Genomic DNA, 22,853 nt, shown 5'->3' with positions numbered 1-22,853 from the left:
TCCCCCAACAGGCGAACTGTCCACCCGGACCATCAATCACGACCAATGAAAATTAAAGATTGAATTGGGCCGTGAGACCAAGCAGAGCATAAAAATGGCCAGCGAGCTTCCTCCATTCGATCTGGCGAAGACCGCCCGGTTTCTGATGCGGCACGGACATCCGGCAAAACTCGGTATGAAGTATCGCGGCCATGGCGCGGACTGGGCCGAACTGGAATTGCCATGGCGCGCAGACCTGGTCGGCCAGGTTGAAAGCGAAATCCTCGCTTCAGGCCCGATCATCAGCATGCTCGATATGGCCTCTGGCATGTCGATTTGGGCCAAGCACGAGACTTTCGCCCCGGTTGCCACGCTCGATTTGCGAGTAGATTACCAGCGGCCTGCTCGCGAACGCAGCCCAGTGATCGGGCGCGCAGAATGCTTCCGGCTGACCAAGTCAGCAGCCTTTGTGCGCGGATTCGCGCATGACGGCAATCCGGAAGATACAGTCGCGACCATGTCCGGCACATTCATGGCGATAGAAATGGACCCGCTCATTGTCTGGCAGTAATTCCCCGGTCCTGACGGCATATGCCGAATCTCTGGGCATCCGGGTGTTCGGGGAAGAGGATGGCGCGCCCGTATTGGCGTTTGAATTTGGCGGTGATGTAGAGGGCAGACCGCAACATCTGCATGGCGGTGCGATCAGTGGATTGCTCGAAACAGCGGGTTATGCGCTGCTGCAGCGCGAGCTTGAAAAGCGTGATCGCAAGCACCGGCTCAAACCCATCAATATCACCGTCCAGTTCCTGTCACCGGGCAAGCAAAAAACAACCTATGCCAAAGCGCGCATTACCAAGCTTGGCAGCCGGAATGCCAATATCGCTATCGAAGCATGGCAGGACGACCGCGACAGGCCGATTGCCACCGCAACGATCAATATTCTCATGGGCGAACCCGATAGCTAGTTTTCCGGTTCGGGAGTTTCCACTCGCAGCCCGTCCTGATCGAGCCGGATATCCACGGGCGCGCCCCCGATCTCGGTCGAGATAGTCGCGCCTTCACCGTCCCTGACGCTGATCGTTGTGCCATCGTCACCAATCGGGACATCTTCAAGATCGGGCACATCAAGAGGCTGAACCGGGCCGGAGGGATTGGCCTGCGGGGCGGGACGCGGCTTGGCCGTTGCGCCTTGAGCCTGTCGCATGAAATCGCGCCAGATACGAGCGGGCAAGCCGCCGCCGCTAATCCCGGCGAGCGGAGAATTGTCGTCATTCCCAATCCACACGCCGACGACGAGATCGCCTGCATAGCCAACGAACAATGCATCGCGATTGTCCTGGCTGGTTCCGGTTTTCCCGTAATTCGGACCGCTCAACATCGCGGCGCGGCCAGTGCCGTTGTTCACCGCACGCCGGAGCATTTGCTGCAAATCGTCATGATCCGAATTGTACATGCTGCCCGACCAGTTCCAGAGCCAGTCAAACCACCCGGGCTCTTCTGCGGCGAGAGCCCTTGGCGTGACCGGGAAACTGTTGGCCGCGACACCGGCATAAGCCGCTGTGAGCTCCAACAGAGTGACGGTGGACGTGCCCAGAGCAAGGCTGGGGTCACCCGCGGGCAACGGCGAGGTAATTCCCAGATCGCGCGCGGTTTTGATCACAGCTTCGTCACCCAATTGGTTGAACAGACGCACGGCGGCGACATTGCTCGATTGGGCAAAGGCATCTTCCAGCGTGATCGACTGCGAATAGCGCCCGTTGGAATTTTTGGGGCGATAGCTGCCAGTTACGATCTCGGTATTATCGATCTCGTCATCGGGCTCCATTCCGGCTTCCAATGCGGCGAGATAGACGAACAGTTTAAAGGTTGAACCAGGCTGGCGCTTGGCCTGTGTCACGCGGTTGAACGGGGATTCGCTGTAATCCTTGCCGCCAACCATGGCGACCACTTCCCCATCGGGGCGCATGGCCACCAGCGCGACTTGCGCCTTGCCCAACGGCGCGCGGGCAATCACATCGCGGGCAATCCCCTGCAGGCGCGAATCGAGCGTGGTCGTGTAGGTCTGGCTGGCATATCCTGCGTCGGACAATTTGCGCACTTCGGGCAGAGCCCAGTCGGCAAAATATGTCCCCGTTGGCAGGTCGTTCTTGGCGCGAGCATCGATCACCGGTTTGGGCATCGCATCGGCCTGTTCCTGAGTCAGATAGCCCGCCGCGACCATTGATTTGAGCACCAGCTGCATGCGCTTTTCCGCGCGGTCATAATGCCGCGTCGGCGCAAAGCGCGAAGGTGCCTGAACCAGCCCGGCGAGCATCGCCGCCTGTTCGGGTTTAAGGTTTTCCGGCTTGCGATAGAAATAGTGGAGCGATGCCGCGCGCAGCCCGTAAACATTGTCGCCGAAATAGACATTGGAGAGATAGCGTTCGAGAATCTCTTCCTTGGTCAGCCATGTTTCCAGCCAGAATGCGATCAACATCTCGCGCGCTTTGCGGCTCAGGCTCCGTTCGGGGGTGAGGAATGAATTCTTGGCGAGCTGCTGGGTAATAGTGCTGCCCCCGCCCACGCCGGTCCACATCGCCCGCGCAATGCCGCGCGGATCGACGCCCCAATGGGTGTAGAACCGCCTGTCTTCAATCGCGAGGAAGGATTGGGCCACGTGATCGGGCAGTTCTTCCAGTTCTATCGGTTCATCGGTAATCGCACCATTGCGCGCAATCGGCGTTCCATCCGCAGCGAGCAGGGTAATCTGCGGCGGCGCAATCGGTTCGAGCGATTTGGATAGCGGCGCGGTAACCGCCAGCCACGCGACCATCAGGATGAGCAGCGCGATGATCGCTGCCAAGATCCGCACCGCCCACCAGCGTTTGCGCCGCTGCTTCCAATAGCGCGGCTGCCACCATCGCTGCCTTTGGCGGTCCTCCGTCGCCGCTTGGTGGTCGATTTGATCCAGCCGCGAATCCCACGCCTCATGATCGGGGCTTGGCGTGCCCGATCGATAGACGACTTCATCGTGGTCGTCGAAATCGTCGTCGTAGTCATCCTCGTCATCGAAGGCGGAACCATATGGCTCTTGCAAGGAGTAATAGCGATGGTCGCGCCCGGCCGGCTCTTCGCTGCGCGGCTCCGCCGGTCGCCAGAATCTAAGCAACTGAAATACCATCGGTTACTGTGTTACAATAACAATACAGCTTTGGCGAGCGCTTTTCGAACTACCTCGTGCAGCTCGTCCTAATGTCGCGAATTTACAAGATGTTGTGCGAAAATTGGGATTACAAACAACGCGATGGAGAATGAGGGAGATCAATCTATGAAACTGCGTTCATCCAAGGCAGGCGCGCTGGCCGTTACAGCTCTGGCGCTTTGTTCCACCATGGGACTGTCGGCAATCGGTACCGCTGCCGCGCAGGACGCAGCATCAACGGCGGCCAGTTCGGCTGCCGAAGTCGAAGGCCATTATGCAGGGACATTTGTCTGCGGTTTTGGTGAAGTCGGGATGACTTTGACTGTCAGGGATGCCGGACCGGCAAAGTGGGACGCGCTGCCCGGTTCCTGCAAATCGGGCGCCGGACCATGCAACGATGCGCGCGCCGCAAGACTGGCAACTTTGCGATCGGTAGACGGTGTGCTCAATTTCTTCCCGACCGCCACAAATCCCGATGCAAAGGCCGGATCGTTCAAAGTCAGCGGACTGGTGGAAACGGCCAACGCACCCGCTTACCAGATAGAGCTCAATCCCGGAGAATGGATAGAGAAGCCCGAACGCTTCGGTGCATCGGCAATGGAAGCAACCATATTCGACGGCGAGATGGTGGGCAAACCGACCGCGCCCGGGTGTTATACCCTGCGGCTGCGTAAACTTAGCGGAGTATAAGGCGATGAAAATTGCCGCGAACCTGGCGGGCGCCGCTCTGATTGCTGCCTCGATATGTGTGCCGATTGGCGCACCGCTGCTGGCGCAAACGGAGGCGCAGCCGGCCACTGTCGCTGGCGGAATGGAGGCCTTCACCAAGGCGCAATATGATCGCGCGGCGCAAATCCTCAAGCCCTTTGCGGATCAAGGGAACGCCGACGCGCAATATGCCATGGCCTATATGCATTTGGATGGCGATGGCGGCTTGACCCAGTCCAACGTTCTGGCCTTTGCCTATGCCGACAAAGCCGCCAAGCAAAACCATCGCGCCGCGCAATTGTTTCTCGCCAGCGCCTATCTGGAAGGCGTGGGAACGCGGGCAAACCCTGCCAAGGGCATTGCGATTGTCGAGACTGTTCTGAAAGCGGATGACACTTCTGCAGAAGACCGCGCCGAAGCCTACACCACCTTGGCTTATGTCCATTCCGAAGGGATTGGCGTTGGTCGTTCGCTTCCAAACGCTGCCGGGTTCTACAAGAAATCTTACGAGGCCAAGCCCGACAAGTTTACGCTGACATATCTGATCGAACTTCTCGATGCGGGTCACGGCGGCACATTCGAACAGGAAGTGGATTGGTATCGCAAGCTGGCCGAATTCGGCGACAAAAATGCCTTCGCCAAGGTCAAGGCGCATGCCGATGCCGGCGATGCCCATTCGCAATTGGTGGTCGGCAATGTCTATTATGGCGATCAGCGCTTCGGCATCCGTAACGCCACCAATATCGGCGACATTGAACGCAACGGCCAGCTGAACTGGGAATATTGGGAACGCGCGGCAAAAGGCGGGATTGGCGAAGCCGCAATGAAATCGGTCGGCGCATTCACACGCGGGCTGGCTGATGCGCAGCGCCGCGAAAAGGCCGCCTATTGGCTCAAGAAAGCCCCGACGATGAAATTCCTCGACGAAAGCAATCGCCCGCAGGCCTATATCGATCTGGGAGATGCCTATTTTTCCGGAGAGCGCGGTAACTTTATCCCGCGCGATCTAAAGAAGGCAGAGGAAAGCTATCGCGCCGCAAAGCACGGTGACGGCCTGAACGAGGTCGCCAAGGCCCATGTCAACGCCAAGGAAACGCCGTTGAACATGCCCAAGGGCATTGCCCTGTTCGAAGAATGTGTAGCGCTGGAAAATGCGAAGTGCCAGTTCAACCTTGCCGCATCCTATGTCTACGGCAAAGGTGTGGAGCGGTCATATGACAAGGCGCTCAAGCTGTTCGATCGATCTTACGCAAACGGATATGCCAGAGCCAAGATCTTCGCAGCCGAGCTCAGGCGGCTGGGCAAACTTCCCGACGTTACGCCCGACCAATTGGTGGGGTAAACCCGCTCAGCCATTCGCGCCAACAGGCCCGCGTTTATTGAGCAACGACGCTTTCAGGCAATTCGGTGCCGAATACACGCTGGTAATATTCAGCCACCAACAGCCGCTCAGCCTCATCACATTTGTTGAGGAAGCTAAGGCGGAAAGCGAAGCCCACATCTTTGAAAATTGCCGCATTCTGCGCCCAAGTGATGACGGTACGCGGGCTCATCACGGTTGAGATATCGCCGTTCATGAAACCTTGCCGCGTCAGATCGGCAACTTTGATCATGTCACCGATCTGCGTGGGATCGGCATCGGGGTTTTTCGCTTCTACAATGGTCTGCTCCACCTCGGCAGGCAGATAGTTCAGCGCGGTGACGATGTTCCAGCGGTCCATCTGGCCCTGGTTGATCGCCTGCGTGCCATGATAAAGGCCGCTGGTATCGCCGAGACCAACCGTATTGGCGGTCGCGAAAAGACGGAAACCCGCATCGGGGCGGATCACGCGGTTCTGATCAAGCAATGTCAGCTTGCCTTCGGCCTCCAGCACGCGCTGGATTACGAACATCACATCGGGCCGGCCCGCGTCATATTCATCAAACACCAGCGCCACGGGATGCTGCAGCGCCCATGGCAGCAAGCCTTCGCGAAACTCGGTAACTTGCAAACCGTCGCGCAGCACGATTGCATCGCGGCCGACCAGATCGATCCGGCTGATATGCGCATCGAGGTTGATCCGGATACAGGGCCATTTCAGGCGCGCGGCAACTTGTTCGATATGTGTACTTTTACCGGTGCCGTGATAGCCCTGCACCATCACCCGGCGATTGTGGGCAAAGCCTGCAAGGATCGCCAGCGTGGTATCCGCATCGAAAACATAGCTTTCGTCGAGATCGGGCACGCGCTCATCCGCCTCGCTAAATGCGGGCACTTGCCAATCAATATCCACCCCGAAAGTTTCGCGCACATCGACCGTTGTGTCGGGCGCGGCGAGGGATGTTTTTGAAGTCGGATCGAAAGTCTTGTCTGTCATATCGCGGGAACGCCTAGACGCGCATGCGTGCGGCTGCAAGCCGTGAAAGGCGAACATTCCCTTGCCGGTGGATTAGTGTATTTTCACACCATGCCAACAATGCGGCCATCAGATCGAATCCGCCAGAAGCTTGTTGACCGGGTCCGCGCGGTTTTTAACGATGTGGATGCAGGGCAAGAGCCGGTTCCGCCGTCCGACGAAGCGCTGTTTGCAAAAGATACCCCGATCCGCATGGTCCATGCCGATGCGGTATCGATGATGATCGGCGGAATCCGCAGCCTGTTGTTGCAAATGCTCCACCCCGCTGCCTTGCAGGGTGTGCTCGACCATTCGAATTTTCGCGAAGATATGCATGGGCGATTGCGCCGGACCGCGCGCTTCATCGCGGTCACAACATTCGGCCACCGCGATGATGCGGCGGAGATTGTCAGCCGGGTAAACCGCATTCACACGCAAGTGAACGGTTCACTGCCCGACGGCACACCCTATTCCGCGCAGGACCCGCGGACGCTGGCGTGGGTGCATGTTGCCGGCGGGCTCAGTTTTCTTGAGGCCTATATTCAATATGTCAGGCCCGCGATGCCGCGCGCAGAGCAAGACGAATATTTTCGCCAGTTCGCGGTGATCGCGCGAATGCTGGGCGCAGATCCGGTGCCGGAGACAAAGTCCGAGGCCGAGGCGCTGTTTGCAGAAATGCGCGCCGATCTCAAACCTTCGGCTGAAGCGCGCGAAGTTGCCGATCTGGTACTCAATCAGCGCCCAGAAGGCACGCCGCCCGGGATCCAGACCATGCTCGGCACAGCGGCGGTCGATCTCCTCCCGCCTTTTGCCCGGCCGATGCTCGGGCTGAAACAGCCACGCCTGTCGCTGCTTCCAACGAAAATCGCGGCGCATACGGTGGGCCGGACGTTGCGATGGGCATTCCGCCAAAATTGAGCGCGGCGATCCCCGCATTTGTGCTATGTTGAAGCGGAGAGGAGAGACTCATGTATATTCAGGGTTTCGTTGTTCCCGTTCTGCCGGGCAAGAAGGATGCCTATCTCGCCATGGCCAAACAGGCCGGTGAGATGTTCCAGCGCTATGGCGCTCTCGAAATTGTCGAGGCAATCGAGCAGGATGTGCCCGAAGGCGAGCACACCGATTTTCGCAAAGCTGTGAAAGCCGAAGAAGGCGAACAGATCGTCTTTTCCTGGGTCGTCTGGCCGGACAAGGCCACTTGCGATCAAGCCGCCAAGCAAATGGAAGAGAATGAAGAGATGGAACCGCCCGAAGACATGCCCTTTGCCGGAAAGCGGCTCATCTATGGCGGTTTCACGCCGATCTATACACTCGGACGCGATTGAGGAGAGCAACAATGGCAGACAAACATGGTGATTTCGTTTGGTACGAATTGATGACGCCCGATCCCGATGCAGCGCAGACATTTTATGGCGGGCTGCTGGGCTGGGAGTTCGAGGAAGCGGGCTTTAACGGGCAGGATTACCGTTCTTTCAAAGCGGGCGATGCGCAAGTCGGCGGTTTCCTGAAAATGACCAAGGCGATGGAAGATCACGGCGCGCGGGCATCTTGGGTCGGCTATGTGCGCGTTGATGATGTTCCCGCGGCGGTCGAGCAAGCGCGCGGCGCTGGCGGCCATGTGTTTATGGAAGGCGGCGAAGTCCCCGATGTCGGGCCTTTCGCGATGCTCGCCGATCCGCAAGGCGCGCCTTTCTATGTAATTGACGACCGATCGGGCCAGCCAAGCGATGCATTTGCCAAACACACCCCGCGCGAAGGGGTTTGCGCTTGGAACGAACTGGCGACATCCGATCCTGACGCAGCAGACACATTCTATCGCGGTCTGTTCGGATGGGAAAAGGGTGATGCGATGGATATGGGGCCGATTGGTCTCTACCAGATGTACCAGCAAGATGATTACGGGCTCGGCGCGATGATGAAGAAGCCCGACGAAATGCCCGTTTCGCTTTGGGCATTCTATTTTCGCGTGCCCGAAATTCTCGCGGCAAAAACCCTTGCCGAAAGCAACGGTGCGCAGATCGTCAATGGCCCGATGGAAATTCCAGGCGGCGACTACATCGTGCAAGGATTTGACCCGCAAGGCGCCTTCTTCTCTCTCATCGGGGCGAAGGGCAGTTAGGCGATGGCGGACTTCACATTCTTCACCAACCCGATGTCGCGCGGGCAGATTGTCCGCTGGGCACTGCACGAAGCCGGCGCAGATTATGCAACCAAGCTGGTCGATTGGGCAAACAAACCGCAGAGCCTGCTCGATGCCAACCCGCTCGGCAAAGTGCCGACGCTGGTGCATCATCATAGCGGGCACGACCATGTCGTGACCGAGGCGGCGGCGATCTGCCACTATCTGGCCGAGATGCACCCCGATGCCGGCCTGCTTCCCGGCGAGCACGAGAAAGCCGATTATTTCCGGCGCCTGTTTTTTGCCGCGGGGCCAATTGAGCAAGCGATCCTGTGCAAGGCGATGGAATGGGATGTTGCCCCGGACAAAGCGATGACCACGGGGTTCGGCAATTACGATATGGCAATCGACGCGTTCGAAACGCTGATGAGCGGGCGCGACTTTGTCTGTGGGGACAGATTTACGATGGCCGATGTCTATGTCGGCAGCCAGATCGATTGGGGGCTGCAATTCGGTTCGATACCGGAACGCGATGCATTTTCTGCCTATGCGCAGCGACTGCGCGACCGGCCCAACTATAAGGAAGCGAAAGCCATCGACATGGCGCTAATAGCAGAGGCCGAAGCTGCCAAAAACTAAGCGAAAGCGCGGCTTTCCTTAAGCAATTGATAGGCTTCCACCACTTTGCCCAGGCGGGCCTCGTGGCTGCGATCGCCGCCATTGCGGTCAGGGTGATATTGGCGAACGAGCTGCGAATAGCGGCGGCGTAGCTGGGCACGGTCAATATCCGTTTCCAGCCCCATCACGGTCAGCGCTTCCTGTTCGCGCGGGGTGAAGCGGCCAAAATCCGTCATATTTCCGGCAGCGCGTTTCTTGATGCTGGCAGCGCGCCCGCTGATCGCATCGAGCGGATCATCGAAATCGGCCCAGCGCGGCATACCATCGATCCCGGCATCGGGTCTGAATGCACGGCTCTGGTTTCGCCATCCCGCCAGTGGAGATTGCGCGGCGAATATTTCTTCGGAATTCATTCCCTCAAACCAGTCATAGCCGGCGTTGAATTCACGGATATGGTCGAGACAGAACCAGAGATAATTGCCCGGTCCGTCGAAACCGGCGGCCTTGGGGCCAGGCGCGCGGAATTCCCCAGCTTCGGTGCATCCCGGCGCGTGACATTCTTGCCCCTCCCCTTCAAACCGACCATGAAACCTGTCACCGCGCATAGCGCCCTAAAATGGGGGTTAAGCCGCGAAATGCAAACAAGGATCTGAACCGGATGAGCGTAGCCGATAAAATGCGGGAGCTTCTGACCGGAGCATTTGCCCCGACAAAGCTGGAAATAATCAACGACAGCGCCTCGCATGCTGGCCATTCGGGCGACGATGGCAGCGGGGAATCGCACTTTACCATTGTCATCGAAAGCGCGGCGTTTGACGGCGTTGCACGGCTGCAACGCCAGCGGATGGTAAATGCGGCGCTGGGGGATATACCCGGGCAGCGCGTACACGCACTTGCGCTCAAGGTATCAGCACCGGGAGAAAATGTATGAGCACACTGACAGTCTGGATTACGGGCGCATCCTCGGGGATTGGCACGGCTTTGGCCAAGGAATGGTCTTCGCGCGGGGCGAATATCATTTTGTCGGGCCGCGATGAGGGACGGCTGGCGGAAGTCGCCGAGGCTCTCGCCACCGAAACCCTGATCCTGCCTTTCGATGTGCGCGACGAAGCGGCGCTTGCAGAGGCAACCCGAAAAGCCGTCCAATGGAACGGCAATGTCGATGTGTTTGTTGCCAATGCAGGCGTTTCGCAGCGCAGCCAGGCATTGCACACCGATATGCAGGTCTATCGCGAGATCATCGACATCGATCTGACCGCGCAGATTGCCGCAACGCAAGCGCTGCTCCCACATATGGCAGAGCGCGGTTCGGGCAAATTCGTGTTCATTTCATCGGTCGCAGGAAAAGTCGGCGTGCCAATGCGCACGGCCTATTCAGCGGCGAAATTCGGGCTGATCGGTTATGCCGATGCGCTGCGGGCCGAAATGTCGGTCAAAGGGGTTGATGTGCACGTGATTGCCCCGGGATCGATTAAAACCGATGTTTCGCGCAATGCGCTGACCGCCGATGGCAGCAAGCGCGGCAAGAGCGACAATGTGATCGACAACGGTATCCCGCCAGCAGAAGCTGCGACAACTATGATCGATGCAATCGAAGCCAGCCAGCGCGAAATCATCATCGCGCGCGGTGCGGAAGAGGCGATGGCCGAAATGCGCCGCACGCCTGACGCGCTTTTCGATCAGGTCGCAGCGTTGGTCGCTGGCGGCTATATGGAACAAATGGAAGCCGAGGGCGCCGAATGAGCGATGATATGACACGCGTTGTACTGCCAACCGGAATAGAGCTGGAAGTTCTCGACACCGGACCGCGCGATGCCGAAACGTTGGTTTTCCTCCATGGATTTCCGGAAAACCACCGCACTTGGCGGCATCAGATCGCGCATTTTTCCGGCCGCTATCGCTGCATCGCGCCCAATCAGCGCGGCTATGCGGGGTCTTCCAACCCGCAAGAGGCGAGCGAATATACGATCGAGAAATTGATGGGCGATGTCGAGCATATGGCCGATGCGCTGGGTGTCGGAAAATTCACGCTGGTCGGCCATGATCTGGGCGGTGTGGTCGCATGGGCGATGGCGCTGACCGGTGCGATGAAAGACCGGATAAAGCGGCTGGTCATCGCCAATGCACCGCATCCCTTTATCCTGTCCAGTCTGCTCTATCTCAACCAGCATCAGCGCGCGGCCAGCCAGTATATCCGCCATTTCCGCGACCGTGAAAATGACGCGATGATCCGCGAGCACGGGTTGCTGCAGCTGCTGGTAAAAGCTCTCGATTTCGAAGGCGCTGCGTCGATGGAGGACGCCGAACGAAAATTGCTTCTCAAGGAGTGGGCAAATCCCGATACGGCGATGGCGATGATCAATTGGTACCGCGCGGGGCTGGCCGAAGTGCCGCCAATGGATGCGCCCTATGAATTGCCGGCTGATTATTCTCTGCCGCCGCTGCCCAATGTCGCGATCCCGACGCTGATCGTGTGGGGCATGAACGATGTCGCCCTGCCCGTTGCCAATCTGGACGGGCTGGATGCCCTTGTCGATGATCTGACACTGGAAAAAGTCGAAGGTTCCGGTCACTTTGTAACCTGGGAAGCACCGGACAAGTTCAACGCGGCGCTGGAGACGTTTTTGACCGCGCGCTAACCCCCGAACCATTCCGCCCATGCACCATGGGGGTGGCCGCATCCCAGCAGCACTTCCTCGCCCCCGCCCGGCCAATAGCGGACATGCAGCTCGTGGCGGAATGTCGCGCGGTTGGTTTCCAGCGCGATCCAAGCGAGCGGTTTTTCAGAAGTGGCTTTGGCGCCCGCTTCCAGCATAGCCGCTTCGATCGCATCGCGCGTCGTCTCCGGAATGTATTGCCACACAATCGAATGGCAAAGCACCCGCGTGACGCCTTCTTCCTGAGGCCGCGCCATCATATCGGCGACAAAATCACCCGCATCCTGTTTGACCAGATCGGGCGCGTGCTCGCCCGCCAGCTGGATTGCAGCCTCGATCCTTCCCATGCGCGCAATGGCTTCGGGCCAGACATAGGATTTCAGCCGCAAGGCCGCTTCGGGGTCGGACAGATCAACCGGTGCCTGATCGCATCCCCTGATAGCGGCAATCTCGACCGGAGCATCGGGCGGCGGGGGCCCGCGCCATTCGGGTTTGATCTGCATTGGTGATTTGACGGGCCCGGCGCTCACCCCGCCCAGATCAAAATGATAGCGGTCCATCATGGTGTTGACGCCCGCGCTAGCGCCCAGTTCATTGATTTCGAATTTAGGCCCCAATCGCTGGGAAAGCCACATCAGCGCGCTCATGAAGCCCCATGACCGTCCCGCTTCGTTGGTCTGTGGGGGGCCATCGAGCCATGGCAACAGGCGTGTATCAAACGTTTCCACCAGATCGGCGACAATGGCATCCACCGCAGCCTGATCGGTTGTTAGCCCCGCATAGACCGGCTCCAGCCGCCGATCCGCGCCGGTCAGCAGCAAATTGTGCAAGCCGCCATTGATCCGCAGCGGCATTGCATCCTCAAGGCTCAGCCCTTCCCAGCTCGACATTCTGCGGCCAACCGCAGTATCCGTTTCCAGCACGGCCAACAGCGCCCGCACCACCCGTCCGGTATTGGGTGCGCCTGCTTCTTCCGCATGGGTTGCCTGCCATTCGATTGCTTCGCGCACATCGACAATATTCATAATTCCGTTTGCAGCCATGCAATTTCCTTTTCATTGCCCTTTACCGGTTCGACGCCTATTTGCCGCCCCATTATGACATCCCCGCTTACCTTCGCAGTGCCCAAAGGGCGCATTCTGGACGAGGCCTTGCCCGTGATGGCGCGCGCCGGTGTTGTTCCGGCGGATGCGTTCCACGACAAAAAGGACCGGTCGCTGAGCTTTGCGACCACGCGCGAGGATATGCGGCTGATCCGCGTGCGCGCGTTTGATGTCGCGACCTTTGTAGCACATGGCGCGGCGCAAGTGGGAATCGTTGGCTCGGACGTGATCGAAGAGTTTGATTATGCTGACCTTTATGCGCCGGTTGATCTTGATATCGGCCATTGCCACCTGGCGGTTGCCGAACCCAAGGAAGGTGCGCAAAGCGTGGACGGCGCCAGCCACATCCGCGTCGCGACCAAATATCCCAACATCACCCGCCGCCATTATGAAGCGCAGGGGATTCAGGCCGAATGCGTAAAATTGAACGGCGCGATGGAGCTTGCGCCCAGCCTGGGACTGGCAGGTCGTATCGTCGATCTGGTGTCAACCGGCGCGACATTGAAGCAAAACGGTTTGGTCGAAAAAGACAAGATCATTGAAATCACCGCGCGGCTGATCGTCAATCGCGCGGCGCTGAAAACCGATGCGCGCGTTGCCGCTTTGGTAGAAGCTTTCCGCGCCAATGCCGCTCAGGACGCGGCCTGATGCGAAGCCTATCGATCAACGATGCGGATTTTGCACAGAAGTTTCGACGGATAGTCGAGGACAGGCGCGAAAGCGGCAGCGATGTGGCGGGGCAAGTCGCCTCTATCCTTCGCGATGTCCGTTCGCGCGGCGACGATGTTCTTGTCGAACTCACCCAGCGCTTCGACCAGCACACGCTATCGAGCGACTCCGATTGGTCGATCACCCCGGGAGAATGCAAAGCCGCCTTTGACGGTTTGGATACCGGCCTGCGCGATGCGTTGCAGCTCGCCGCCGATCGTATCCGGACATATCACGAGGCGCAGCTTCCCGAAGATCGCGATTATACCGACGATGCGGGCGTCCGCCTTGGCGCGCGGTGGCAAGCGGTTGACGCGGCCGGTCTGTATGTTCCCGGCGGCCGCGCGGCCTACCCCTCTTCGCTGTTGATGAACGCGATCCCGGCGAAGGTGGCAGGGGTTAAGCGGCTTGCGGTGGTCACCCCCACGCCCAAAGGTGCGGTCAATCCGCTGGTCCTTGCCGCCGCGCATATCGCAGGCATCGACGAGATCTGGCGCGTTGGCGGCGCGCATGCGGTGGGCGCGCTCGCTTACGGGACCGGACGGATCAAACGCGTCGATGTCATCACCGGGCCAGGCAACGCCTTTGTGGCAGAGGCCAAGCGGCAACTTTTCGGCGTGGTCGGTATCGATATGGTCGCCGGACCGAGCGAAATTCTGGTCATCGCCGATGGCAATAACGACCCTGACTGGATCGCCGCCGATCTGCTCAGCCAGGCCGAACATGATCCCAGCGCGCAATCGATCCTGATTACCGATGACGAGGCATTTTCCCGCCAGGTTGAAGACCGCATTGATGTGCAATCCTCCATGCTTGCGACCAAATCGGTGGCGCAGAAAAGCTGGCAGGATCACGGTGTTATCATTGTCGTGGACGAACTGGCGCAGTCGATCGCGCTCGCTAACGAACTGGCTGCGGAGCATGTCGAACTTGCGGTCGAAGACCCCTCGCCGCTGTTTGATGGCATCCGCCATGCGGGAAGCATTTTCATCGGCCGCCATGCGCCAGAGGCGGTTGGCGATTACGTCGCAGGCCCGAACCATGTTCTGCCAACCGGTCGCCGCGCACGCTTTTCCAGCGGGCTGTCGGTGCTCGACTTTATGAAGCGATCCAGCTTTATCGAACTGGACGAAGCCGCATTGCGCGCTATTGGCCCCGCAGCCATATCGCTGGCCGAGGCCGAAGGCCTGCCGGCCCACGCAAAATCAATCGAAAGCCGCCTCAAATGAGCAAACATTCCTCCCAGGCACGTTCCGCAGCCCGTTTGGCTGCCGTGCAAGCGCTGTATCAGCAACATATGGAGCAAACCGCGCTCGCCAAGCTGCTCGATGAATTTCACCAGCACCGGCTCGGTCGGGAGATTGAGGATGACCAATATGCCGATGCCGATGTCGATTTCTTCGATGATGTGGTCAGAGGCGTGGATGCGCGGCGCGACGAGATTGACGAAAAGCTGACCGAAAAGCTGAGCGAAAGCTGGACCATTGCACGGCTCGACAAGACCATGCTGCAGATCCTGCGCGCGGGCTCTTATGAATTGATGGCGCGCAACGATGTGAAAGTCGGCGTGGTGATCAATGAATATGTCGATGTCGCCAAGGCTTTCTTCGACGATAAAGAAGCAAAATTTGTGAATGGCGTGCTCGACGCGGTGGCGAAGGCTGTGCGGAACTGACCCCGACCGTTCGGTCTGAGCTTGTCGAAGCCCTGACCTTTTCTTCAAGAACTGCAGCCCTTCGACAAGCTAGGGGCGAACGGTTAGTGGGGTTGGATGCGCGAATCCGACTTCATAGCCCTGCTGCAAAAGCTTCCGCTCCATCCGGCAGCGCGCAATCTGCAAGACGATTGCGCAATTCTTGAAGTCGGCGGCGAGACCTTGGTCATCACACATGACACCATGGTCGAGGGCGTTCATTTCCTGCCCGATCAAGACTTGGCAGACGTAGCCTGGAAACTTGTTGCGACCAACCTCTCTGACCTCGCCGCCAAGGGCGCAGCGCCGGTCGGCATTCTGCTTAGCCATTCGCTTTCCACAGCCGATGACCGTTTTGCAGCGGGGCTTTCCGAAGTACTCGAAACCTATCGCTGCCCACTCCTTGGCGGCGATACGGTTTCCGGCGGCGCATCAAGAACATATGGCGCCACTCTGATTGGCCGCGCCACACATTGCCCTGTGCCTTCGCGGTCCGGCGCGAATGCCGGGGACGGTGTCTATCTGACCGGGCCAGTCGGCGCAGCGATGCTCGGTTTCGAGGCCTTGCGGAACAAGACCGGCGCGGATGCCTCTGCATTCTTGCGCCCGCTTCCCTTGCTGGCCGAAGGGCAAGCGCTGGCCCCGCATGTCACCGCCATCATGGACGTGTCTGACGGATTGCTGCTGGATGCCAGCCGCATCGCAAAAGCCAGCGGCGTCTCCATCGATATCGATGCAGCGCGCGTCCCGATCGCGGTGCCCGAAAGCCGCCGCGATGATGCGATGCGGTGGGGCGACGATTATCAATTGCTGTTCACCGCCCCAGCGGGCGCAAAATTGCCCGTCGCAGCCACGCAAATCGGCACCGTAGGCCCCGCAAACGATTCGCCAATCTTGCTCGATGGCGTCGCGCCGGACGGGAATAGCCCGCTCGGATACAGCCATTAACCGCGGCGAAATTCGTGCCGTCCCGTCGATTTCTACCGCTTAGCCCTTGCGCAGCCCACGGGCGTCCCTATAGCCACCTGCACCTTTTAGGACCCGCAAAAGCGGGCCTTTTTGTTCTGTGCATACGTATGGGGGTTCTCGTGGAACTAGTATTTATCTCAATTGGACTGGGATTGCTGGCCGTGATTTACGGCTTTGTGACCAGTCGCCAAGTGCTCGGCGCCAGCGCCGGGAATGAAAAAATGCAAGAAATTGCCGGCGCGATTCAGGAAGGCGCACAAGCCTATCTGAACCGCCAATATGCAACCATCGGCATGGTCGGCGTTGTCGTCGCGGTGCTGGTTGGCGTGTTTCTTGGCGTAATTCCGGCTGTCGGCTTCCTGATCGGCGCGATCCTTTCGGGCGTTGCCGGCTATATCGGCATGAACATTTCGGTTCGGTCCAATGTGCGGACTGCTGCTGCTGCGGAAACCAGCCTGCAATCCGGCCTCACCATCGCGTTCCGCGCGGGTGCGATTACCGGTATGTTGGTCGCAGGTCTGGCGCTGCTGGCTATTGCAGTGTTCTTCTACGTGCTGGTCGGCCAGATGGGCTTCGCAGCGAACAGCCGCGATGTCATTGACGGCCTTGTCGGCCTCGCATTCGGTGCATCGCTGATTTCGATCTTCGCGCGTTTGGGCGGCGGTATCTTTACCAAAGCTGCTGACGTTGGCGCCGATCTTGTCGGTAAAGTCGAAGCAGGCATTCCCGAAGATGATCCACGCAACCCCGCGACAATCGCTGACAATGTCGGCGACAATGTTGGCGACTGCGCCGGTATGGCTGCAGACTTGTTCGAAACCTACGTTGTGACCGTTGGTGCAACAATGGTTCTGACCGCGCTTCTGCTGACTCAACTGGATGATCTGCTGATGCCGCTGATGGCGCTTCCACTGCTGATCGGCGGTGCATGTATCGTCACATCGATCATCGGCACCTACTTCGTTCGTCTTGGCAAGGGCACGAATGTTATGGGCGCGATGTATAAGGGTTTCCTTGTTACCGCCGTTCTGTCTATTCCGCTGATCTGGTTCGCAACAGCACATGCCTTGGGCACCGCTGGTACCGACATGAACACAGTCCTTAATCCGGGAACCGGCATGGTCGAATTCACCGGGCGTGACCTGTTCTATTGCTCGCTGATCGGCCTCGTGCTGACCGGTGTCATCATCTGGATAACCGAGTACTACACCGGCACGAACTACCGTCCGGTCCGTTCGATTGCCAAGGCTTCAGAAACTGGCCACGGTACCAACGTGATCCAGGGTCTGGCGATCAGCCTTGAATCAACCGCTCTGCCGACCATCGTCATCATCGCCGCCATCATCGGCGCGTATGAGCTCGCTGGTTTGATCGGTCTCGCTTACGGTGCAACCGCAATGCTGGCGCTGGCCGGTATGGTTGTTGCTCTCGACGCTTACGGTCCTGTTACCGACAATGCCGGCGGCATCGCTGAGATGGCGGGTCTGGACGAAAGCGTGCGTGAGAAAACCGATCTGCTCGACGCAGTTGGCAACACCACCAAAGCTGTCACCAAGGGGTACGCCATCGGCTCTGCCGGTTTGGCTGCATTGGTGCTGTTCTCCGCCTACACCGCTGACCTTAACGCGTTTGCGGACAAACTGGGCCTTGACGTGGTCGATGGACGCGCGGCTGTGAATTTCAGCCTCGAGAACCCGTATGTGATCGTTGGCCTGCTTCTCGGCGCGCTGCTCCCGTATCTGTTCGGTGCGATGGGCATGACCGCTGTGGGCCGTGCTGCTGGCGACGTTGTGAAAGACGTTCGTGAGCAGTTCAAAGAGAAGCCAGGCATCATGGATTATTCCGAAAAGCCTGACTATGCGCGCACGGTGGATCTCGTCACCAAAGCTGCGATCAAGGAAATGATTATTCCTTCGCTGCTGCCGGTTCTTGCGCCGATCGTGGTGTTCTTTGTGATCCGCTGGATTGACGGCTCGGCGAGCGCTTTTGCCGCTCTGGGTGCGTTGCTCCTCGGTGTGATCGTTGGCGGTCTGTTCGTCGCGCTTTCCATGACCGCTGGCGGCGGCGCATGGGACAATGCGAAGAAATATATCGAAGACGGCAATCACGGCGGTAAAGGCAGCGAAGCTCACAAAGCTGCAGTGACCGGCGACACCGTTGGCGATCCTTACAAGGATACCGCGGGTCCAGCCGTAAACCCGATGATCAAGATCACCAACATTGTGGCTCTGCTGCTTCTTGCTGCTCTGGCACACTGATCCGATCCAATAGCTTCGGCTATCAAGAGCCCCGCCGGAAGCAATTCCGGCGGGGTTTTTTGTGTCTGGCACAAAGGCGAAACCGCCAATTCGTTAACAGCTTGTCAGCATTCGCCCGCTAATCCGGCAAGGCGGCGCAATTTGCCGCGCGATATAAGGGTTAACGCGTGGCGAGTATCACGCTTGGCAAAGTCAGTCCTGACGGAACGCAGATTCCTGCGGCTGCCCCCCTGTGCGAGGGCGAAATTCAGGCCCGGAGCTGGCAACAGACAATCGACCCTGCATTCCTGCGCGAATGGAACGACCTTGCCGAAGTCGCGGCCGAACCCAATCCGTTTTTCGAAAGCTGGAACCTGCATGCCGCGCTGAAATCTTTTGATCCGCGCGGATCGGTAGAGATTGTCCAGTTCCGCCAGAACGGCGTTTTGTGCGGGCTGATGCCGATAGAGCGGCCCGCCATGTATTATGGATATCCGATCCCGCACATCAGCGCGTGGCTGCACGACAATGCATTTTGCGGCGTTCCTCTGGTCGCCAGCGGATCGGAAACGGCGTTCTGGGATGCCTTGATCCACTGGGCCGGTGAAAGCACCAGAACCGGCCTGTTTCTTCATCTGATGCATATGCCCGACAATGGAGAGCTGTTCTCTTCGCTTCGCGATCGGTTGGGCGCTCGCCCCGCTTTTGTCGTCCACCGCGAAGACCGGGCTCTGCTGCGTTCCGAGCAATCCGCAGAGGATTATTTCACCGCCTCTATGAGCGGCAAAAAGCGCAAGGAATTGCGCCGCCAGTTCAACCGTCTTTCCGATCTGGGCGCGGTAAAGATAGAACGGCAGGCGGGCGCGAACGGCATCACCGACTGGATTGACCAATTTCTCGCGCTCGAAGCGGCCGGATGGAAAGGCAAGGAAGGATCTGCCCTCGCCTCCAGCAGCGATACCGAGCAGCTGTTCCGCGAGTCCCTGACACAAGGCGCGAAAGCCAATCGTATCGAACGGCTGACACTGTCGCTCGACGGAAAGCCAATTGCGATGCTAGTGAATTTCATCAGCAAGCCGGGAATATTCTCTTTCAAAACCACTTTTGACGAAAGCTATGCGCGCTTTTCCCCCGGGGTGCTGCTTCAACGCGAAAACCTCAAACTGCTCGACAATCCGCAGATCGAATGGGCCGATAGCTGCGCCGCGGCCGATCACCCGATGATCGAACGGATCTGGCGCGAGAAACGTTCTGTCGTACGGGTCAATATCGGCATTGGCGGATCGCTGCGGCAGGCTGCTTTCAAGCAGCTGGCACGCGCCGAAAGCGGCGCGCAAAGCCTCGGAGAATGACAATGGATGGCCTTCAGGACTTTCAAACAATTGCCGCCGATGACTTCGATGATGGCGAGCACGCGGTCGAAGCGGTTTTCGGCCAAAGCGCGCGCGATATGTTCGCCGCGAACTATCCCGAAACGCCGCATATCCTGCACCACCAGATGGCGGATCATGCCGCATTGTCGCTCGATGCACTGGCCGAGCTTGCAGGCGTGCTTCCGGCCAGTTCTATCGAGTTCAACAGCGGCGATTTGCCGATCGGCGTTGACGGAAAGCCAGACGCAACCGGTCTGACGATCCAGGACACTATCCGCCACATTGCGACGAGCAACAGCTGGGCGGTGCTCAAGAATATCGAGCAATCTCCCGCCTATGAAAATCTGCTCCTCTCGCTCTTGGAAGAGCTCAAACCGCAGATCGAGGCAAAGACCGGCGCGATGCTTCGCCCGCAGGGCTTTATCTTCATCTCATCGCCCGACGCGGTCACGCCCTATCACTTCGACCCGGAGCATAATATCCTGCTCCAGCTCAAGGGTTCGAAAGTGATGACCCAATTCCCCGCAGGCGACGCCCGGTTTGCGCCCGATCAAGTGCATGAAGGCTATCATTCGGGCGGCGCGCGCGAACTGACTTGGGATGACAGTTTCGCCAAGGGCGGGACAGAGTTTGCAATCAGCGCCGGACAGGCTCTGTTCGTGCCCGTAATGGCACCGCATTTCGTGCGCAACGGGCCGACCAGCTCTATTTCGCTATCGATCACCTGGCGCAGCGATTGGAGCTTTGAAGAAGCCGACGCGCGCGGTTTCAACCGCATCCTGCGCAAATCCGGCATCACCCCGACCGCGCCATCACGCTGGCCCGGATCGAACAAGCCAAAGGCCTATGCCTACCGCGCGCTGCGAAAGTTTGGGCTAGTCGGCTAAGCATCGTTGACCTGCGCTGCGCTGCAACGCAAAACGGTTTCATGAGCGAACCTAAATCACCGCAAGATCTGGTCGACGATCTTGTTCAATTGTTGACTGTCCAGCGCAACAGCGATGACAATTTCACCGGAAGCCCGCAGAAAGGCGGCGTTGGCCGCGTGTTTGGCGGGCAAGTGATTGCGCAGGCCCTGATGGCTGCACAACAATGTGTTCCCGAAGACAAGCAAGCGCACTCGCTGCACGCCTATTTCCTGCGCGGCGGCAAAGAAGGGCCGCCGATCGATTATACCATCGCGCGCGATTTTGACGGTCACAGCTTTGCCAACCGGCGTGTGGTGGCCAGCCAGACCGAAGAGGATGGGCAAAGCCGCCCGATCCTGAACATGACGGCCAGCTTCCAAAAAGCCGAAGAGGGGCTTGAGCATGCCGACTATGCCATGCCCGATGTCGCGCCTCCGGAAGAATTGAAATCTGACATGGAAATGCGGCGCGAGATGATCGCCAAGCAGCCCCGCATGCCCGAAGCGGCGCGCAAGATGATGCTGCGCCCGCGCCCGATTGAAATGCGCACGATTGACCGGCTGCACTGGATGAATAGCGAGAAGAAAGAGCCCAGGGCGCATAGCTGGTTCAAAGCGGCCGCTACGCTGCCCGATGATCCGGCGATCCACCGCGCAGTGATCGCCTATGCCAGCGACTATACGTTGCTTGGTACAAGCGCGCTTCCGCATGGCCTTAGCTGGATGCGGGGCGAGTTGAACGGGGCGAGCCTGGACCATTCGATCTGGTTCCACCGCCCTGCCCGCGCCGATGAATGGCTGCTCTATGCGACCGACAGCCCGTGGAGCGGAAGCGGAAGGGGCTTCAACCGCGGGCGTCTGTTCAACCGCGATGGCGAATTGGTTGCCAGCGTGGCGCAAGAAGGGATGATCCGCACCCGCAGAGCGCAATCGGAAAGCTGATCGAACGTGAAAGGGCTCTCTCGAATCGAAGAAGCGTCCATTCAGGATCACCCCATCATCTTGTTCGATGCTGAATGCGTGTTGTGTTCAGCCAATGCGCAATTCGTGCTCGACCGCGATAGGAATGGCTATTTTCGGCTGGCATCAATGCAGGGAAAAATCGGCGCGGGCTTGTTTCGCAAACACGGACTGGATCCCGAAGATCCGGTCAGCATTCTGCTGGTCCACGGCGACACGGTAAAGCAGGATAGCGATGCGGTGCTGGGCATTTATGAAGGGTTGGGCTGGCCGTGGAGGCTGGCGAGCGTCTTGCGAATAGTACCTGCCTTCTTACGCGACGCGGTGTACCGTTTTATCGCCCGGAACCGCTATCGCATTTTCGGGAAGCGAGAGATCTGCTGGATCGCGCCGCCCGAATATCGCGACCGTATCCTCTAGCGGCGCGGCCCTCAGGCCTCTGCGCTACTTCTTCAGCGGCGGCTGCTTGCGAGAAAATACCAGCTCTGTGTCGTTCGACGCTTTGGCATCGAGCGAATATCCTTCCGCATTGAAGTCTTTCAGACCCTCTGCCCGGTCAACACGATTGTCCATGATCCACCGCGCCATCAGCCCGCGCGCGAATTTCACGTGATACATCAGCTTGCGAGCTTCGCCGTCCTTCACGTTGAGGAAAGACGCGGTGACGACCGGCGATGAAAGCGCCTGCGGATCGACCGCTTTGAAATATTCGTCAGAGGCAAGGTTGACGATTGTTTGGTCCGCATGGCCGCCAAGGTCGCGATTGATCGTCTTGGCAATCTTGCTGCCCCAGAAATCATACAGCGATTTGCCGCGCGGATTGGCCATCTTCGTGCCCATTTCCAATCGATAGGGCTGGATCGCATCCATCGGGCGCAGCAGGCCATACAGTCCAGACAGGATCCGCAAATGATCCTGCGCATAGGACAGCGTTGCGTAATCCATGCTTTTGGCCTCAAGCCCCCAATAGACATCGCCGTCAAAAGTCAGACCAGCAGGCTTGGCCGAATTGCTCCGGCCGCTAAGGTTGAAAGCTTTGAAACGCTCTGCATTGAGCTCGGCCAGATTGTCCGAAATATGCATCAACCGCTTGAGGTCGCCTGCCGATTGCTGCTTCGCGACCTCGGCAATTTCACGCGTGTCCTTGGTCAGGCGCGGACGTGTGAATTCAAGATCGGTCTCGGCCGCATCGAAATTCAGCTTTTTCGCGGGGGACAGCAAAGTAATCATTGGTGGTCATATTCTCTTGCAAGCGGGGATGCC

Annotated in this window: 25 protein-coding genes; 20 read left to right on the top strand and 5 right to left on the bottom strand. The window is 58.7% G+C overall.

Features of this window, described 5'->3' with window-relative positions; all coding sequences use genetic code 11:
• The first annotated feature begins 94 nt into the window (after nt 1-94).
• Together GRI41_RS02640 and GRI41_RS02635 are read left to right on the top strand one after the other, a co-directional pair.
• Entirely contained in the window at nt 95-550 is a 456-nt protein-coding gene (locus GRI41_RS02640; protein WP_160603167.1) for a PaaI family thioesterase, read from the top strand.
• Complete coding sequence (locus tag GRI41_RS02635) at nt 537-947, top strand: PaaI family thioesterase (protein ID WP_160603165.1); 411 nt, start codon at nt 537-539, stop codon at nt 945-947. The genes GRI41_RS02640 and GRI41_RS02635 overlap by 14 nt, the downstream gene beginning before the upstream one ends.
• Here GRI41_RS02635 and GRI41_RS02630 read toward each other — a convergent pair.
• Nucleotides 944-3,130, bottom strand: coding sequence for a transglycosylase domain-containing protein (locus GRI41_RS02630; RefSeq protein ID WP_235901032.1), 2,187 nt, complete (start codon nt 3,128-3,130; stop codon nt 944-946). The genes GRI41_RS02635 and GRI41_RS02630 overlap by 4 nt on opposite strands.
• Before the next feature lie 159 nt (nt 3,131-3,289).
• On the opposite strand from GRI41_RS02630, the gene GRI41_RS02625 reads away from it, so the two are divergent.
• Both GRI41_RS02625 and GRI41_RS02620 read left to right on the top strand, forming a co-directional pair.
• A complete protein-coding gene (locus tag GRI41_RS02625) occupies nt 3,290-3,853 on the top strand; it encodes a hypothetical protein (protein ID WP_160603161.1) in 564 nt (187 codons plus the stop codon).
• 4 nt (nt 3,854-3,857) lie between these two features.
• On the top strand, nt 3,858-5,213 hold the full coding sequence (locus GRI41_RS02620) for a tetratricopeptide repeat protein (protein WP_160603159.1): 1,356 nt from the start codon (nt 3,858-3,860) through the stop codon (nt 5,211-5,213).
• Nucleotides 5,214-5,247: 34 nt separating this feature from the next.
• On the opposite strand, the gene cobS is transcribed toward GRI41_RS02620, so the two are convergent.
• Complete coding sequence (cobS, locus tag GRI41_RS02615) at nt 5,248-6,228, bottom strand: cobaltochelatase subunit CobS (RefSeq protein ID WP_160603157.1); 981 nt, start codon at nt 6,226-6,228, stop codon at nt 5,248-5,250.
• A gap of 90 nt (nt 6,229-6,318) precedes the next feature.
• Here cobS and GRI41_RS02610 point away from each other — a divergent pair, with 90 nt between their 5' ends.
• From GRI41_RS02610 to GRI41_RS02595, 4 genes are read left to right on the top strand one after another with little or no spacing between them, the layout of a single operon-like run.
• Nucleotides 6,319-7,164, top strand: coding sequence for an oxygenase MpaB family protein (locus GRI41_RS02610; protein WP_160603155.1), 846 nt, complete (start codon nt 6,319-6,321; stop codon nt 7,162-7,164).
• 50 nt (nt 7,165-7,214) lie between these two features.
• Nucleotides 7,215-7,571 (top strand): DUF1428 domain-containing protein, encoded by a 357-nt coding sequence (locus GRI41_RS02605; RefSeq protein WP_160603153.1) that lies wholly within the window; start codon nt 7,215-7,217, stop codon nt 7,569-7,571.
• A gap of 11 nt (nt 7,572-7,582) precedes the next feature.
• Nucleotides 7,583-8,365, top strand: coding sequence for a VOC family protein (locus tag GRI41_RS02600; RefSeq protein WP_160603151.1), 783 nt, complete (start codon nt 7,583-7,585; stop codon nt 8,363-8,365).
• A 3-nt stretch (nt 8,366-8,368) separates the two neighbouring features.
• Nucleotides 8,369-9,004 (top strand): glutathione S-transferase family protein, encoded by a 636-nt coding sequence (locus tag GRI41_RS02595; RefSeq protein ID WP_160603149.1) that lies wholly within the window; start codon nt 8,369-8,371, stop codon nt 9,002-9,004.
• Here GRI41_RS02595 and GRI41_RS02590 read toward each other — a convergent pair.
• Nucleotides 9,001-9,588 carry a J domain-containing protein gene (locus GRI41_RS02590; protein ID WP_160603147.1) on the bottom strand — a complete coding sequence of 196 codons (588 nt, stop codon included), beginning with the start codon at nt 9,586-9,588 and terminating at the stop codon, nt 9,001-9,003. The two genes, GRI41_RS02595 and GRI41_RS02590, sit on opposite strands and share 4 nt — an antisense overlap.
• Nucleotides 9,589-9,641: 53 nt before the next feature.
• Between GRI41_RS02590 and GRI41_RS02585 the strand changes: the two genes are divergently transcribed.
• The 3 genes from GRI41_RS02585 to GRI41_RS02575 are packed head-to-tail and all read left to right on the top strand — an operon-like array spanning nt 9,642 to nt 11,622.
• A complete protein-coding gene (locus tag GRI41_RS02585) occupies nt 9,642-9,914 on the top strand; it encodes a BolA family protein (RefSeq protein ID WP_160603145.1) in 273 nt (90 codons plus the stop codon).
• Nucleotides 9,911-10,726: an SDR family NAD(P)-dependent oxidoreductase gene (locus GRI41_RS02580; protein WP_160603143.1), complete on the top strand. Its 816-nt coding sequence runs from the start codon at nt 9,911-9,913 to the stop codon at nt 10,724-10,726. Before GRI41_RS02585 ends, GRI41_RS02580 begins: the two co-directional genes overlap by 4 nt.
• Before the next feature lie 8 nt (nt 10,727-10,734).
• Nucleotides 10,735-11,622, top strand: coding sequence for an alpha/beta fold hydrolase (locus GRI41_RS02575; RefSeq protein ID WP_235901031.1), 888 nt, complete (start codon nt 10,735-10,737; stop codon nt 11,620-11,622).
• Here the strand turns inward: GRI41_RS02575 and GRI41_RS02570 are convergent.
• Nucleotides 11,619-12,683 carry a DUF2332 domain-containing protein gene (locus tag GRI41_RS02570; protein ID WP_202388637.1) on the bottom strand — a complete coding sequence of 355 codons (1,065 nt, stop codon included), beginning with the start codon at nt 12,681-12,683 and terminating at the stop codon, nt 11,619-11,621. The genes GRI41_RS02575 and GRI41_RS02570 overlap by 4 nt on opposite strands.
• A gap of 54 nt (nt 12,684-12,737) precedes the next feature.
• Between GRI41_RS02570 and hisG the strand changes: the two genes are divergently transcribed.
• The 9 genes from hisG to GRI41_RS02525 all read left to right on the top strand — a co-directional run bounded on the left by hisG (nt 12,738) and on the right by GRI41_RS02525 (nt 22,010).
• A complete protein-coding gene (hisG, locus tag GRI41_RS02565) occupies nt 12,738-13,391 on the top strand; it encodes an ATP phosphoribosyltransferase (protein ID WP_160603139.1) in 654 nt (217 codons plus the stop codon).
• Entirely contained in the window at nt 13,391-14,680 is a 1,290-nt protein-coding gene (gene hisD / locus GRI41_RS02560; protein ID WP_160603137.1) for a histidinol dehydrogenase, read from the top strand. The genes hisG and hisD overlap by 1 nt, the downstream gene beginning before the upstream one ends.
• Nucleotides 14,677-15,126, top strand: a complete 450-nt coding sequence (nusB, locus tag GRI41_RS02555; RefSeq protein WP_160603135.1) for a transcription antitermination factor NusB — start codon at nt 14,677-14,679, stop codon at nt 15,124-15,126. The genes hisD and nusB overlap by 4 nt, the downstream gene beginning before the upstream one ends.
• A gap of 96 nt (nt 15,127-15,222) precedes the next feature.
• A complete protein-coding gene (gene thiL, locus GRI41_RS02550; protein WP_160603133.1) occupies nt 15,223-16,092 on the top strand; it encodes a thiamine-phosphate kinase in 870 nt (289 codons plus the stop codon).
• Nucleotides 16,093-16,220: 128 nt separating this feature from the next.
• Entirely contained in the window at nt 16,221-18,371 is a 2,151-nt protein-coding gene (locus GRI41_RS02545; RefSeq protein WP_202388636.1) for a sodium-translocating pyrophosphatase, read from the top strand.
• 167 nt (nt 18,372-18,538) lie between these two features.
• The gene (locus GRI41_RS02540) at nt 18,539-19,702 is read left to right on the top strand and encodes a GNAT family N-acetyltransferase (RefSeq protein WP_328600500.1); all 1,164 of its coding nucleotides are present in this window, start codon (nt 18,539-18,541) and stop codon (nt 19,700-19,702) included.
• A gap of 98 nt (nt 19,703-19,800) precedes the next feature.
• Nucleotides 19,801-20,610 carry a cupin domain-containing protein gene (locus tag GRI41_RS02535; protein WP_160604587.1) on the top strand — a complete coding sequence of 270 codons (810 nt, stop codon included), beginning with the start codon at nt 19,801-19,803 and terminating at the stop codon, nt 20,608-20,610.
• Nucleotides 20,611-20,651: 41 nt separating this feature from the next.
• Nucleotides 20,652-21,572 (top strand): acyl-CoA thioesterase, encoded by a 921-nt coding sequence (locus GRI41_RS02530; protein WP_160603129.1) that lies wholly within the window; start codon nt 20,652-20,654, stop codon nt 21,570-21,572.
• Nucleotides 21,573-21,578: 6 nt separating this feature from the next.
• Entirely contained in the window at nt 21,579-22,010 is a 432-nt protein-coding gene (locus GRI41_RS02525; protein ID WP_328600499.1) for a thiol-disulfide oxidoreductase DCC family protein, read from the top strand.
• Between the two features lie 24 nt (nt 22,011-22,034).
• Here GRI41_RS02525 and yaaA read toward each other — a convergent pair whose 3' ends face one another.
• Entirely contained in the window at nt 22,035-22,820 is a 786-nt protein-coding gene (yaaA, locus tag GRI41_RS02520) for a peroxide stress protein YaaA (protein ID WP_160603127.1), read from the bottom strand.
• Nucleotides 22,821-22,853: the final 33 nt, after the last annotated feature.

Source organism: Pontixanthobacter aquaemixtae (assembly GCF_009827395.1).
GTDB lineage: Bacteria > Pseudomonadota > Alphaproteobacteria > Sphingomonadales > Sphingomonadaceae > Pontixanthobacter > Pontixanthobacter aquaemixtae.
Note: the sequence above shows the minus strand (reverse complement) of the source record. Positions and strands in the feature narration are given on the sequence as shown.